The sequence below is a fragment of the Acinetobacter sp. LoGeW2-3 genome (genome assembly GCF_002688565.1).
GTDB lineage: Bacteria > Pseudomonadota > Gammaproteobacteria > Pseudomonadales > Moraxellaceae > Acinetobacter.
Window position 1 is genome coordinate 437772 of record NZ_CP024011.1, and the last position, 14450, is coordinate 452221.

Below are 14450 nucleotides of genomic sequence, written 5' to 3' on the forward strand. Positions count from 1 at the left end.
AGACCTTACTTCTGCCGATATAGAACTTGCTTCCACTTGAATCCTCTTTCCCAATAAACATGAAATTTAAACTGCCTGGACATTCAGGTGAAAAAGCCGTATAACACCGTTTTTCTCATTCACAGGTGAACACGTTGAAACTTGTTCTTGCACCCATGGAAGGCTTAACTGACCCGATTATGCGTGATGTACTGACATCCGTCGGGAGTTTTGATTGGTGTGTGACCGAGTTTATTCGTGTCACGGATTCGGTACTACCCGATCATATCTACCATACCTACTGCCCTGAACTATTAAATGGCGGAAAAACCGCGGCCGGCACACCTGTGCATGTGCAATTTTTGGGAAATAATCCGGAAATGCTGGCAGCCAATGCAGTCAAAGTTGCTGCTATGGGTGCACCTGTGATCGATATGAACTTTGGCTGTCCGGCTAAAACCGTCAATCGTCACCGTGGCGGTTCAGTTCTGCTGGATGAGCCGGAAGTCGTGTATGAACTGGTGAAAACCGTTCGAGATGCTGTTCCAGCCCATATTCCGGTATCAGCAAAAATGCGCCTCGGTTATATGGACCGTAACTTCATGCTGGAAAATGCCCACGCCATTGAAGATGCAGGCGCTGCCTGGGTCACCGTGCATGCACGAACCAAAGCGGATGGTTATACTCCACCGGCCTTCTGGGATCAGCTGCAACCCATTCGTGAAGCCTTGAAAATTAATGTCATTGCCAATGGTGAAATCTGGACCAATGCCGATGCTAAACAATGCCAACTGGAATCCGGCTGTGAAGACTTAATGATTGGTCGCGGTGCGGTGACTACTCCTGATTTGACTCAATGTATTCGTAAGAATAGTGATGACCCGCTGATTAGCTGGAATGAGCTGCTTGGTCTGCAAATCCGTTTTCTGAATGGTTCCTATAAAAAGGAAATGAATATGGTGGGACGTTACAAACAATGGCTTGGGATGATGTCTAAACATTATCCAGAAGCCAAGGCGCTCTGGGATGAAGTAAAACGGGTCAAACCGCTGGAAGAAATTACTGAAAAGCTCAAAGCTGCGCAGAATTAAGCTAAAAATCCCTGAAATGTTCAGGGATTTTTTATTTGGCCTGTTTTCGCTGTTTTAAATTCTCTACATGCTGACGATTGGTCTGCCAGGATTTCTCCAGCATGACTTTTTCCAGCTGCAGCTGAATCCGCTTCAGTTTAGTTTCAGAAATCACTGACTCCTGAAAGCTTTTTACATAGTCGGTCCAGCTTGCACCATGAAATACATTTTCCGACATAGCTGTTTTAAATTCAGCTTCTGGCATAAATACCACCAGCGAATGAATATATTCCGGACTGAGGATCTCCGCTAGAATCTGTTCCAGCACTTTGATGTGTTTATAGTTCTGATGCAGTGGATTCTGGAATTTATAACTCTGTTTATAAATCTTTTGCGTCCACATCTTTTGCCGTTCACCACCAAAAATCCAGCCTTTATAGTTCTTGGTTTCAATCACAAACAGCCCAAATGGGCTTAGCAGTAAATGATCAATCTGGGTTGTGGTGCCTTGCTCGTCTTCAAAAGTCAGGTTATTCATTAGAATATAATGAGGCTGCTTTAAGTAGAGTTTGACATGCATGGCAACGGCGAACTCGCCAAACCTCCCCTTGAAATAAGGCTTAAACAGTTTAAGTAAGGCTGCTAAAGACAATAAAAGAAACAGCCACCAGAAATTTTCAATCACCGGGGCAAGCATAGGATTCATTTCGACTGGAATAGTTTTTATTTAGATGTGAATATCTTACTTATTTTGTTCAATATTTAACAGAATTTCCTTTCGCTCCAGACCACCAGCAAAGCCCACTAAAGTACCATTGGTACCAATCACACGGTGACATGGGGCGATAATCGAAATCGGATTACGGCCATTGGCAGCCCCCACGGCACGAACCGCTTTCGGATTGCCAATCTCGAGAGCAATTTCACGATAGGTTCGGGTTTCACCATAGGGAATATTCAGTAAAGCTTGCCAGACACTTTTTTGAAATGCTGTACCGGCAAAGTCTAGCGGCACATCAAAACAGGTCCGTTGACCAGCAAAATATTGCTCTAACTGGGCTTTGGCTGTGACTAGAATAGGATGCTCGGGATCTTCAATTAAGGTGGCCAGTTTGACCCGGTTTGGCTTTTCACAATCCCAAAGTACCGCAACCAGTGCATCTGCACTCGCCACCAACTGCAGTTGACCTACGGGTGAATCCATATAGATATAACTTAAATTCATGTCTTCACCCTGTTGCAGTGCCATAGAATGATTATTTTAACGCAGTGATCGAAAAGTGGCTTATATAAATAAATGCTGACACATTTAAGTTCTGATGCACTATGCAAACTTTAGGAAGATGAAAGCTTCATTAAAACCAAACCAGAAATAATCAACACAGCCGCCAGCATGCGCATCGCACTCGCTGGTTCTCCCAGAATAAGAATACCAATCAGAAAAGAACCGACGGCACCAATTCCTGTCCAGATTGTGTAAGCGGTTCCTAACGGTAATGTACGCATGGCGTAAGCCAGCAGTGCAAAACTCAGAAACATGAAAAGAATAGTAATAATGCTTGGGGTCAATTTACTAAAACCTTCCGATAGCTTCATCGAATAGGCCCAAACGACTTCAAAAAGACCTGCCAGTATCAATAAAAACCAGGCCATATGCCCTCCTCCATTATTTAAGAAGTCAGGCCGTCCTGACGATTTTTCCTGAGCAAAAGCAATATTTTGCATCAAGGGAGGTCGTTCCTCCTGAAACTGTGCAGATTGTATAAAATCACTTGCAAAAATACAGCGCAAATTACAAAAGATGACGGTATGAGATGCAACTTAACCGAGCTTAACTTAAGCACTCAAGACACACCCCGGAAAAGTCGCTACCTTAAGTACCCAGTTGAGAACAAAACGGAGTTCTCAATCACTTTAAAAATGACAACAATGTACTTTAGCACCGCTCCAAAACAAGAAGATTATCCACATCAAATAATTAAGTTATGCACATCAATTAAATTTAAAATTGTTCGGAGAAGTTACACAATGAAACATAAAATTAAGATAAGTTGATCACTTTTTATAAAGCTTGATTAATAAGCATTGGTGAATAAAACACCAGAATTTGCAAGACTTTCAAAATAGAAAAAGAACCCTATTTGAGTTCTTTTTATACATATTTTGTATAATGCTTAAACAACCAAGCTACAATTGATTACAATTTATGCTGGATATCCATAGGGTTACCCACATAGATATCCATATACTTATCCATAAAGTTATCCACAAGCTACTGTGAATAACATAAAATTCCGATTAGACAGTGAGCTGACCCACTTTTGCCAGCTCAGCACGCATTTCATCAATCACAGCTTTATAATCCGGCTTACCGAAGATCGCTGAACCTGCTACAAACATGTCTGCACCCGCTTCGGCAATTTCACGAATATTGGCTGGTCCAACACCACCATCCACTTCCAGACGAATATCACGACCTGAAGCATCAATGATCTTGCGTGCCTGACGCAACTTGTCCAAAGTCATCGGAATGAATTTCTGACCACCAAAACCCGGGTTTACACTCATCAACAGGATCTGATCCACTTTATCCAGTACATAATCCAGATAATGCAATGGAGTTGCCGGGTTAAACACCAGACCAGCCTGAGCGCCGCCAGATTTGATCAACTGTAAAGAACGGTCGATATGATCCGATGCTTCCGGGTGGAAAGTAATAATGTCCGCACCTGCTTCAAGGAAATCACCAATCATACGATCGACCGGTTTGACCATCAGATGCACATCAATCGGTGCCTTGGTGCCATATTTTTTCAGTGCCTTACATACCCCTGCACCAAAAGTCAGGTTGGGTACATAGTGGTTATCCATCACATCAAAATGAACAACATCAGCACCTGATGCCAGTACATTTTCAACTTCTTCACCGAGACGGGCGAAGTCAGCAGACAAAATAGAAGGTGCAATTAAATATGGCTTGGACATGGAAGAACCTGGCTGAATATGAGATGAATAGCGCATTATAACAAATTGTCCGAGTGGCTGCGCCTGTTGCGTATTGCCTTAACCGATACTCAAGCCTTCTCTAAGCGATCAACATTCAGTAATCATTTGAATATAGAAAAACAAAAGCCACACTAAGCGTGGCTGTCTTGTCATAAAATATGATGAGGACATTTAATGCGAGTGGTTAGACTCAAATGCTTTCACTGCCTTAATCCGATCCTGAGTTGCAGGATGGCTGCTAAAGAAATCCCATACAGAGCTTTCAGCCTCTTTCTCTTCACCAGATTCTTTGGCTAGGCGTTCCAGAAAGTTAGCAAAATGAATGGTAGGAATTTGCTGAGCCTGCATGGCCTTTAATGCATAGTCATCCGCTTCAGCCTCAAAGTTACGCGAATAGCTGGCTCCGACCATCGCAACTGGCAAGTTTGTCAGCAAGTCTGAACCATCGCCTGTAATCATGATCAAAATTACGCTAAAACCTAAACTAGATAATGCCTGTTGCAGGCTATGTCGCTGGACTAGATGCCCCTGTTCATGTGCCAGTACACCAATAATTTCCCGGTCATCTTTGGCTAGTGCGACCAGCTCATCAGTCAAGATAATAGTATTGTTTGGAATCGCTAACGCATTGGCACCAATTGCGCCACCTTGACGGAAAACCACCTTCGCCGGGTTATCTCCTGCTACCAGTTGCTGATATTGCGCCACAATCTTCTGCTGACGAGCTTTCGGTAGTTTGGTGTCGTCAGTCATCTTCAGGACATAGCTTTCTGCTTCATCGCCCATACGTGTCAGGGTATTGGCTGGCAGATGATTTGCCACATGATAGGAAGCTACTGGAATGCCCCATTTAATCGTCGCAAAGCCTAGTGCCAGCACAAATGCAACACTAAACAAGATCAAAGCCGGTGTGCGTTCCAGCTTCCAGACCGAATGCTGCAATCCTTTACGCTGTAAATTAAACCATTCCGGTAATTCAGTAGAAAATTCTAGCCGCGCATCATCTTTCATGTCCACCACAGGCTGAATTTTTCCGAGTGCTCCAATTAGCTGCATGTCTGCATACTTGTAATGTCGCTGCTGTGCATACGCCTCGCCATACCGAACCAGTACCGACTGATCATCAATCGCAAAGACCTGTGCAGGTTGCGGTTTCGAGACAATACCATCATAGAAAATGGCATCGATCACTTGAGCAGACATGCTTCTCTCCTGTTATAACGACACATCAATATCGAAGATGTCGCTGATCTCTTCCGCTAGCGCACTGTGATCCTGCTGTGCCCGGTTCATCATCATGTCTGGATCATTACGCAAATTCAGGGTTAATGATTCCACTTGATAGCGATACAGTCGAATGGCTGCCCAAGGTGTAAGCAAACCTAAACTCAGAATACGTGCAATCCAGTTGGTGACAATAATCCAGGTATAGTGCCACTGAGTACATTCAGTCTTAAACTGACTCCGGCTGATAGATGTATTGTTCCAGGTAGTAATAAAAATCCGTGCCTGCATCAGTGGAAAAATGATAAAAAAGCCAAACAGGTAAATCGCTACAATCCAGCCAATCAGTGAGCTTAACACTGCAGGATTACCCAGATTGGCAAAGCTGGAACCAATACCAAACACCATCACAGCGGCTAAAAAACCCATGAAAATGAACAGTGGGACATACATGGCTTTCATGTAATCGCCCCAAGTGGCATTCAGCTTGAATTTCAGCTGCCCTGCATAGAGATGATCAAAACAATAACGCTTATATAGCCAGACCAGCACCGGAAAAAAGATGCCTAAGGTAGCGATATAAACCACAACCCCCTTCAGAAAGGTCCAGTAAGCTTCCTTGTTTGTCCCGCCAAAGTAAAAACGGGCATTGCCAAATTTACTGTTGCGGGCATTAAATCGTAATGTTGCTCGGATCAGCCAAGGTACCGCTAGATAAAGAATCAGCAAGCCGACTAATGTCGCTGTAGTCGACAAGTTTGAAGCCACCGAAATAGCAAAATATAGCCCCAGCGCGATCAAACGCCCCATCAGAATTTTGGCTGGCACCCCGGTAAAGTCAAAACGGCGTCGCGCAAATTCAGTATTGCCATAAAAATAACGTAAACGGCGCACCTTGGCCCAAGGTGAATACAAGCCCAAAGTGACAATGGTCAGCAGGATATTCACAATCCAGATGCCGAAATATTCACTGGCTGTCCCATGAAAACGGAAACGCTGTAATCCACCGACTCGTACAGGCATTACTTCCGGCGTGGCTGGAATATCAGGTGGGAATGGTGGAATAACTGGAGGAATGATAGACGCGTCTATATCGCTGGTATTTTGCATAAAAAGCCTTGTTTTTATTATATAAATCTTTGCAAGCATAGCGCATGACCAGACATAGATGCCAGTATTTTTGCATCCATGCCCTGAGTCATCTGCTTTGGGTAACAGCTAAAATTAGTTTTCTAGCTGTACCGCATGGAACTGTAAATGGTCATCGACAAAGCTTTGAATAAAGTAATAACCATGGTCATAACCCTGATGTTCACGCAAGTTCAGCTTTTGTCCCGCAGCATCACAAGCCTGCTGGAATAAGGCAGGATTTAGCTGGCTATAGAACTGATCATTGAAACCTTGGTCAATCAAAATATCTGGATAAAGTGCACCTTTGGCTTTGACCAGTTCAGTTGCATCATGTTTGGCCCATTCTGCACGATCATCGCCTAAATAATTTGAAAATGCTTTTTCACCCCATGGGCATTGGCTTGGTGCACAGATCGGCGCAAAGGCAGAAACAGAGACAAATTTTTCTGGATATTTAAATGCTAGGGTTAATGCACCATGACCACCCATGGAATGTCCGAAGATGCCAATCTTGCCGGGTTGAATCTCAAACTCTTCATTTACCAATGGATACAGCTCATCCATGATAAAGCTCTCCATCTGGAAATGTTCAGCCCAAGGTAACTGTGTGGCATTGATATAGAAACCCGCACCTTGACCGATGTCCCAGTTATCCCCCTCTGCCACGCCTTCACCACGCGGAGAGGTATCTGGTGTAATCAGAATCAGTCCGAGCTGCGCTGCTAGACGCTGTGCATGTGCCTTGATCGCGAAGGTTTCCTCGGTACAGGTCAGACCCGCCAAGTAGAATAGTGCTGGACAGCTTTGTCCTGCCAAGGCTTGAGGCGGCAAATAGATCCCGAAACGTGCCGGATTTTTCAGCACTTTAGAATCAAAGCGATAGATCCGCTGTTCACCCTCAAAACTTCTATTATTCTGTACCAGTTCCATCATGATTCCTTTTTCTATTTTCTAAAGTCATTGATCAGTTTATGGCGTCACAGCGAGAGACTGAGAAGTTGTAGCTGTCGTCGCTGGCGGGAAAAGATGTTGCTCAAGCTGCGGCAACATCAATTCCATATTCTTACCGATCACCCACTGCGGTTCTGAAGGTTCAAAGCCCTGTGCACTTTCCCATTTCGCTACGGTCTGGCTGGCTTGCGCAAAAGCGCCTTTTAAGCTGTTTTGCTCACGCATTGCTTCATCAAAGAAGGCACGGCCAAAATAGGTATAATCCGCTTCATTGGAACAGCCAAAGGACTGGCGATCTGCTGCTGAAGCAGTAATTACCAAGGTATTTTCATTTTGCAGCGCAGAGACAAAGCTGCCTGAGTAACATGCAGAAATGACAATCACTCGCCAGCGAATACCGGAGGCATCCAGCGTATCACGTAACCATTTCGGATCGACCTGCGCCAGATCCAGCGGTGCATTTTCCATTTCAAATACGTTTGGCAAACCATGCGAGGTCATGTACAGGAACAGCACATCGCTTTCCCGGTTCATCTGCTGACCGATACGGCGCAAAGCCAGCTCCATACTGGTTTTTGAGGCAATCGGCATTTCAGTGCGCGCTGCTGGATGGTTTACCAACGCAATCGAACGACCAAAAGTACCAAAGCGGGTGTCAAACTGTTCCTTGATCCGTTCAATTTCCGAATAGAACACATCCTGATAACTTGCACCTGCCACACCCAGGAAATACCAGTGCGACTGGGCAAACTCGCCATATTCAATAGAATCCAGCGCTTTATTCAGTAAATTCGGTTGGGCATAGAAAGCATCTTCGGCAAAGCTTGGCGGTACTTCTTCCACTTTCCAGATCGGTTGATCCTTGACAGAGATCTGCCAAACAACCAAGGTAAACAGCGTAGCTAACATGATTAGCGCACGTTCCCACCACGGCCATTTCAATTCACGTGAGAATACCCAAACCACGGCCAGACTTTGCCAGACAAACAGCATGACGAATAAGGTCGGGATATAGTCATACAGGAGGTATGGCAGATAATCGAGATCGCCCAGATACTGAATCAGGCACTGGAACAACATGATATGGGTGTCCAGCACCAGCCAGAGCAAAGCCGGTACCAGCATCAGACGCGGATTATTAATCCGCTGTGATAGGAAAATCCCGACAATCAAGGCAATAAACGGCCACAATGCGTAGCTGACCAGACCTTGGGAATTAAATTCGCCGATCCGGCCTGAACTGAGCCAGCTAAATAGACTATTGGCACAGCCACCCAGAATGCCCCAGAACACCAGTTGTAGAATGGAGGGACGTACCATTTGTAGGGAACGCCTCGACCCCAGAAACAACCACATTCCGGCAATTTGATTGCTCTTAAAATCGTGCCAAAAATTAATGGATGGTTTGAAGTCGATCATAGGATTTCGGGGAGATGAAGTGGCTCGCTAATTCGCAGAATAAGTTTATGCTTGATAGGACTTTTATCAATGCTATTTTTTAACTATATAACAAATCCTTGGCGAATAATGAAGCAATTATCTTATTCGGCTACAAGATCATGCTGAAAATACGCATCAAAGCGACAAGCGTCCCCTTGCCATTGATGATCCGGTGCTTTATCAGCCAGAAAAACAGCAAGACGCGGACGTTTCACCACAACCCGTTTGGCAATTTTCTGTGCCAATTCTAACAGGTTATCGCCGAGGTCCATTTCACCATCCTCAGGCAAGAGCATATGCAGCAGCTGCATCTGTTTTTTCACCTGCGCCTGTTTCTTAGGTGCTTGTTGATTCTGATCACGCTGCGGGAACATTGGGTCCAGATAAACCACATCCACCACAGTATTTTGTGAGCCCCGCTGGATTAAATAGTCAGCAGAATCAGAGAAGACCAGTTGAATACGATTCACTACTGGATTTAAAAATGCATCACTCTGCGCACGCGCATGGGTATCTTCCAGCAAGGTAAATAGAATCGGATGACGCTCGACTAGAGTTACCTGCGCACCGAGGTGGGCCATCAATAGACTGTCATGACCAAGACCGGCTGTGGCGTCGATCAAGCTTGGCTTTTCACTCAGATTACAGGCACGCGCAATCATTTCTGACTTGAGTGAAGCACGTTTTAAGCGCCCGACTTCTGCCTTCCAGTCCGGCTGCATTTTCATGCCATTGGCACATAGCCATAAACCGTCCACATCGACACAGAGTGCCAGTTCAGGATTCAGGCGGAAGAAACGCGCATTGAGCTTTTCAACGGTTTCAATCTGAGCTTGTACACCACGAGAAGAAAGCACAGCCTCAAAGTGCTGTGCTTTCTCGATATATTCAGCTTCGGTATATAAGCGAATTTCGCTTACCATAATGTCCAGCCTGTATATGCAAACAATAAAATGAGCAGACCCGATACAATGCGGTACCAGGCAAAAATCATGAAATCACGCTTCGCTACATAAGCGACTAAAGCACGGATCAACAGCAATGCTGAAATAAAAGACACTAAAAGGCCAATGATAAGTACCGCCAAGTCCTGTGTACCACTAAATACGTCAAAGCTTTGATACAAGTCTAACAGGCCTGCACCGACAATCACCGGAATACCGAGGAAGAACGAAAACTCGGTTGCAGCTTTACGCGATACACCCAGGAACATGGCACCAATAATGGTGGCACCAGAACGTGAAGTCCCCGGAATCAAAGATAAAACTTGGATCAGACCAATCCAGATAGCATCTTTAATGGTCAGGTCTTCAACTTCCTGCGCACGGACCTGAGGTGGATGCTTTTCAATCCAGATGATGATCAGACCACCGACAATCAAGCCAATCGCAATCGCAATATTGTTGAACAGCAGCTCTTTCACAGTCTGACCAAACGTCAGCCCGATGAGTACGATTGGAATTGAAGCCAGGATCAAACCAATACCCAGACGGCGACCTTGAGGCTCACCGCTGAAAATCCCGGTTGCTGCACCCCAGAGACGTGCCCAGTATTCATAAATCACTGCTGCGATTGCACCCATCTGGATGGCAATCACGAAAACATCACTCTTTTCCTTGGTCCAGAAGTTCATCAGTTCTGAAGCCAGAATCAAATGCCCTGTACTGGAAATCGGTAAAAACTCAGTAATACCCTCAACAATACCCATGATTGCCGCTTTCAGCAGCAGTAATAGATCCATGCTTAATCCTGATTAATTATGCTTTGCCTTGTTCTGGAATTTTCTTCCATGCGTTATCGCGTAAATACACTGGCAGTGCCAATTCAGCACTGACCCAGTTTTCTGATGCTACTGCCACACGAGCAATCGTTGCGATATCCTGTGCTGTCGTGGTGACATCTTTGTATTCAGAAACTTCCTTTTGCACCAGATGAGCACCAGAACCAACGACAGTAAATTTGACTGCGGCACTGCCCTGTTCATAACTGAGTAGCTGTTCTTCATCGACTGGCTGCATGATGCCTTGGGCATCTAGTTGGTAGCTGGCGATATACACTTCATTCATGCGTGCATCAAGTACCGCAGTCACTTCAGTCAGGCCATGCAAACGGTATGCCGCCTGTGCCAAAGCCTGTAGCGTCGATACCGGCACCACAGGCAGGTCATTCGACCAAGCCAAAGCCTGAGTCACCGCAGCATTAATACGCACACCGCTGAATGAACCTGGTCCACGACTAAATGCAATCGCAGTCAAATCAGAAATCGCCAGGCTCAAATCTTGTAAAGCCTGCTCGATCATGGGGAGAATTGTTTGCGTTTGTGCCTTTGCGCGCGCATCAAGTTGAAAAAATAATTCTTGAGTGTCATTAATCACAGAAACGGAACACTGCTCATTGGCAGTTTCCAATGCCAGCACTTTCATGCACAACCTTAATTCAGAGAATATAAAAAATGTCGAATATCATACTCCACTCCCCAGCATGACGCGAGATATTCAAACAACAGATACAAAAAACCTGGCCATCGCCAGGTTAATAAATACAGGGAGAAGAACTGCTTAAAGCTCGATTTGTTCTAATTGCTGGAACTTCTGAAAATGATTGGCATAGTGCAGCGCACTCATTTTTAGCTTTTGTACAGCATCTTCATCCAGAGTTTTCACGACTTTACCTGGAGATCCCATTACCACAGAATTGTCTGGAATGACCTTACCTTCAGGAATCAGCGCATTTGCACCGATAATACAGTTCTTGCCAATTACCGCATTGTTCAGAATCACTGCCTGAATACCAATCAGAGAGTTATCCCCAATGGTGCAGCCATGCAGCATCGCTTGATGGCCAATGGTCACATAGTCGCCAATATGCATTTTAATGCCAGCATCGGTATGCAGCACGGCATTTTCCTGAACGTTGGTATAGTCGCCAAGGTGGATTTTGCAATTATCACCTCTTACCACGGCACCAAACCAGACACTGACCCGTTTACCCATTTCCACCTGACCAATTACCGTCGCGGTCGGTGCCACCCAGCCATCCCACGGTTGATGCAATGCTTTTGGTGAATATCCCTGAAATTTGTACAACATGCCTGAATATCCTTTTAGTCCTTAAAGAATTTTGATCGTTTAAATACCGGTGAGTTAAGTAGAAATGGCCAGTCTTTTTTATAGTCGAGGCCATATTGAAATAAAGAAATCAGCATACGCGCAGTGAGTCCCCAGACCACTTCATTTTCAACACGCATACTCGGGAAATAGAGTGACTGTTGGGCAAAGCGCACTTCATACGGTGTGGGTTTGGCTTCAAGTAAATTTCTAAGAGAAGCAAAGAAGATCCGGTCGATTTCAGTCGGCTGTGGAACTAGTTGAACCTTAGGGGGAATCAAGCCAACAATCGGTTTGACCAGCATGCCATTACGGGCTTTTTGCATCGGCAGATCACCGATTAAATGTACATCGAAGGGATTCAGTGCAGTTTCCTCATAAGCTTCTCTTAAAGCCACAACAATATTGCTGGTGTCCTGCGGATCACGCTTACCGCCAGGAAAAGAAACCTCACCGGCATGATTGGTCATATAAGCCGAACGGCGGGTGAGCAAAACCTTGGGATTCGTTTCATCGGTAATCGCAATTAACACGGCAGCATGCGCGGGTTGAATCCGCCTAGAAAAACGCAAACGCTGCTGTAATTTATGTGTTAAATCGCGGTCATCCATTCACGCTTTCCTCATTCTCATTATGATTTCATCATAGCTGATTTTTAATTCCTGAGGATAGAATTGATGCCAAATTTCAATTTTTCAGTTATTCTGAGTCTACTTTTTGTCATTGATGATGAATATGAACTTCTGTACGGCCTGTGGACATAAGACAACTGAAAAAGTACCTTTAGGTGACCAAAAAATTCGTCAAGTCTGTGGTTCCTGTGGCTTTATTCATTACATCAATCCAAAGGTGATCTGCGGCTCATTGGTAATCTGGGAAGATAAAGTACTGTTGTGCCGACGTGCGATTGAACCACGTTATGGTCTGTGGACCCTGCCGGCCGGTTATATGGAACTGTTTGAAACCATGGAGCAAGGAGCTGCACGTGAAACGCGTGAGGAAGCCGAAGCGGAAGTGGAAATCGAACAACTATACTGCATGTACAATATTCCACGTATTGGCCAGATTTATGTGCTGTTCAAAACCCAGCTAATTGAAGGCAAATTTGGCGCGGGTGAAGAAACTATTGAATCACGTCTGTTCGATGAAGCCGATATTCCTTGGGCTGAACTGGCATTCCCAAGTGTAGAACGTACTCTGCGTCATTACTTTGAAGATCGTAAAAATAATGTTTTCCCAATGCATCTCGAAACCTTGGGCTCACGTCTGGATCACACCGGTTAAAAGAAATTACTAAATACTGAAAATAAAAATGAGCGCTAATAAGCGCTCATTTTAGTTTGTAGAAAAGTTTTTTCGTGCTGCTTATGAAACTGATGCGGTGACTTCTGCTGGGTTTTTCAGGATTTTATTCTGTAAATATTTCAGCCCTTCATTCATCTTTTCTTGCACCAACGGCGTCAGTGTATCCACCGTATGACCTTCTGTAGAAATCTGGGGTAATGCCATCAAGTGCGCGGTGACATTTGGCATTTCCAACACTTTACGAACATGCGCTGCGAAACTGATCTGACCAATAAAAGGCGCAACGGTATCCAGCTCACCCTGCTGATTCACATAGCAGATCAGGCAAATCTGTACCGGACGCTTCGCTTCAATCGCCGCGCCCAGAATCCGGCCATGGACTTTCTTGATCGCACGTCCATCTGAAGTTGTGGCTTCAGGGAAAAACAGCACTGGAATATCCTGTTTTAAGAATTCAGTAATCTGTTCACGGATACGCACTGAATCTCCCGATCCACGTTTAATGAATAAGGTTCCCCCGCCCTTGGCCAGTTTGCCAAGTAATGGCCACTGTTCAATTTCAGCTTTCGCCAGGAAGAATACCCGTGCACCTGAACCAAGTACCGCAATATCTACCCAAGACACATGATTACTGACCCAAAGCGCAGGTTCTCGTGGAATCGTGCCATGTACCTGCACTTCAATATTGAACACCTTACAGAGCTGACGACAGAAATATTGTACATATCGTGTGTTATGTGGATTATTCGGATTCTTATATAAACCGTGTCGATAAACCAGATAGAATCCTTCACTCACCGCTGCGACAGAGGCAGCTATTTTTCTGCTATACAGCAGGAATTTTGCTAAACCACGAATTTCAGGTGTTTCATTATTTACACTCGGTTGCATACAAGGATCACTATTTTCCGGGCCGATCAGGTCATCATTTTCACGTATCTTTACCATTCTATACTGTTCATTCTGAACATGCATTGATTATAAAAACCGTTCAGACAGATTAAATTTTGCAATTTTTATTTAACACCTCGGCTAATTATTATCTTTTTATTGAATGCGTAAATTATGGAGTTTTATCATGCAGCAAGATCAAAATGTTAGCGTTGATGCCATTCAACCTGCACAAGCATTGAAATATATTTTTATTGCCAGCACATTCTACGCTGCTGTTTTAGTCGGTCTAGCTCAACTTTTTGTTGCCGCACTCTAACCAAAACTCACAGAGCACTGCTATCTG

Annotated in this window: 17 protein-coding genes; 3 read left to right on the forward strand and 14 right to left on the reverse strand. The window is 44.7% G+C overall.

All coding sequences use genetic code 11. From position 1 onward, the window contains the following. The first annotated feature begins 134 nt into the window (after positions 1 to 134). Positions 135 to 1070: a tRNA dihydrouridine synthase gene (locus BS636_RS02085; protein WP_099337306.1), complete on the forward strand. Its 936-nt coding sequence runs from the start codon at positions 135 to 137 to the stop codon at positions 1068 to 1070. Between the two features lie 31 nt (positions 1071 to 1101). Here BS636_RS02085 and BS636_RS02090 read toward each other — a convergent pair whose 3' ends face one another. The 13 genes from BS636_RS02090 to BS636_RS02150 all read right to left on the reverse strand — a co-directional run bounded on the left by BS636_RS02090 (position 1102) and on the right by BS636_RS02150 (position 12519). Further along, complete coding sequence (locus BS636_RS02090) at positions 1102 to 1755, reverse strand: nuclease-related domain-containing protein (protein WP_099337307.1); 654 nt, start codon at positions 1753 to 1755, stop codon at positions 1102 to 1104. Between the two features lie 36 nt (positions 1756 to 1791). Beyond that, entirely contained in the window at positions 1792 to 2274 is a 483-nt protein-coding gene (locus BS636_RS02095; protein WP_099339577.1) for a methylated-DNA--[protein]-cysteine S-methyltransferase, read from the reverse strand. A gap of 110 nt (positions 2275 to 2384) precedes the next feature. After that, positions 2385 to 2702 carry a quaternary ammonium compound efflux SMR transporter SugE gene (gene sugE, locus BS636_RS02100; RefSeq protein WP_099339578.1) on the reverse strand — a complete coding sequence of 106 codons (318 nt, stop codon included), beginning with the start codon at positions 2700 to 2702 and terminating at the stop codon, positions 2385 to 2387. Positions 2703 to 3347: 645 nt separating this feature from the next. After that, positions 3348 to 4034, reverse strand: a complete 687-nt coding sequence (gene rpe, locus BS636_RS02105) for a ribulose-phosphate 3-epimerase (RefSeq protein ID WP_099339579.1) — start codon at positions 4032 to 4034, stop codon at positions 3348 to 3350. 192 nt (positions 4035 to 4226) lie between these two features. Further along, positions 4227 to 5258, reverse strand: coding sequence for a M48 family metallopeptidase (locus BS636_RS02110; RefSeq protein WP_099337308.1), 1032 nt, complete (start codon positions 5256 to 5258; stop codon positions 4227 to 4229). Between the two features lie 12 nt (positions 5259 to 5270). Further along, a complete protein-coding gene (locus tag BS636_RS02115; RefSeq protein WP_099337309.1) occupies positions 5271 to 6389 on the reverse strand; it encodes a YjgN family protein in 1119 nt (372 codons plus the stop codon). A gap of 114 nt (positions 6390 to 6503) precedes the next feature. Next, complete coding sequence (gene fghA / locus BS636_RS02120; RefSeq protein ID WP_099337310.1) at positions 6504 to 7340, reverse strand: S-formylglutathione hydrolase; 837 nt, start codon at positions 7338 to 7340, stop codon at positions 6504 to 6506. Between the two features lie 39 nt (positions 7341 to 7379). Continuing rightward, entirely contained in the window at positions 7380 to 8780 is a 1401-nt protein-coding gene (locus BS636_RS02125) for a C13 family peptidase (protein WP_099337311.1), read from the reverse strand. A 122-nt stretch (positions 8781 to 8902) separates the two neighbouring features. Next, entirely contained in the window at positions 8903 to 9724 is an 822-nt protein-coding gene (locus tag BS636_RS02130; RefSeq protein WP_099337312.1) for a class I SAM-dependent methyltransferase, read from the reverse strand. Beyond that, on the reverse strand, positions 9718 to 10542 hold the full coding sequence (locus BS636_RS02135; RefSeq protein ID WP_099337313.1) for an undecaprenyl-diphosphate phosphatase: 825 nt from the start codon (positions 10540 to 10542) through the stop codon (positions 9718 to 9720). The genes BS636_RS02130 and BS636_RS02135 overlap by 7 nt, the downstream gene beginning before the upstream one ends. Positions 10543 to 10558: 16 nt before the next feature. Then, the gene (gene tsaB / locus BS636_RS02140; RefSeq protein ID WP_099337314.1) at positions 10559 to 11224 is read right to left on the reverse strand and encodes a tRNA (adenosine(37)-N6)-threonylcarbamoyltransferase complex dimerization subunit type 1 TsaB; all 666 of its coding nucleotides are present in this window, start codon (positions 11222 to 11224) and stop codon (positions 10559 to 10561) included. A gap of 135 nt (positions 11225 to 11359) precedes the next feature. Beyond that, positions 11360 to 11890: a gamma carbonic anhydrase family protein gene (locus BS636_RS02145; RefSeq protein WP_099337315.1), complete on the reverse strand. Its 531-nt coding sequence runs from the start codon at positions 11888 to 11890 to the stop codon at positions 11360 to 11362. Between the two features lie 14 nt (positions 11891 to 11904). Next, entirely contained in the window at positions 11905 to 12519 is a 615-nt protein-coding gene (locus tag BS636_RS02150) for an NUDIX hydrolase (protein WP_099337316.1), read from the reverse strand. A 124-nt stretch (positions 12520 to 12643) separates the two neighbouring features. Between BS636_RS02150 and BS636_RS02155 the strand changes: the two genes are divergently transcribed. Continuing rightward, positions 12644 to 13192, forward strand: a complete 549-nt coding sequence (locus BS636_RS02155) for an NUDIX hydrolase (protein WP_099339580.1) — start codon at positions 12644 to 12646, stop codon at positions 13190 to 13192. Positions 13193 to 13273: 81 nt separating this feature from the next. Here BS636_RS02155 and BS636_RS02160 read toward each other — a convergent pair whose 3' ends face one another. Next, entirely contained in the window at positions 13274 to 14104 is an 831-nt protein-coding gene (locus BS636_RS02160) for a lysophospholipid acyltransferase family protein (protein ID WP_099339581.1), read from the reverse strand. 187 nt (positions 14105 to 14291) lie between these two features. Here BS636_RS02160 and BS636_RS16545 point away from each other — a divergent pair, with 187 nt between their 5' ends. Beyond that, positions 14292 to 14423, forward strand: a complete 132-nt coding sequence (locus BS636_RS16545; RefSeq protein ID WP_265735289.1) for a hypothetical protein — start codon at positions 14292 to 14294, stop codon at positions 14421 to 14423. The last annotated feature ends 27 nt before the right edge of the window (positions 14424 to 14450 follow it).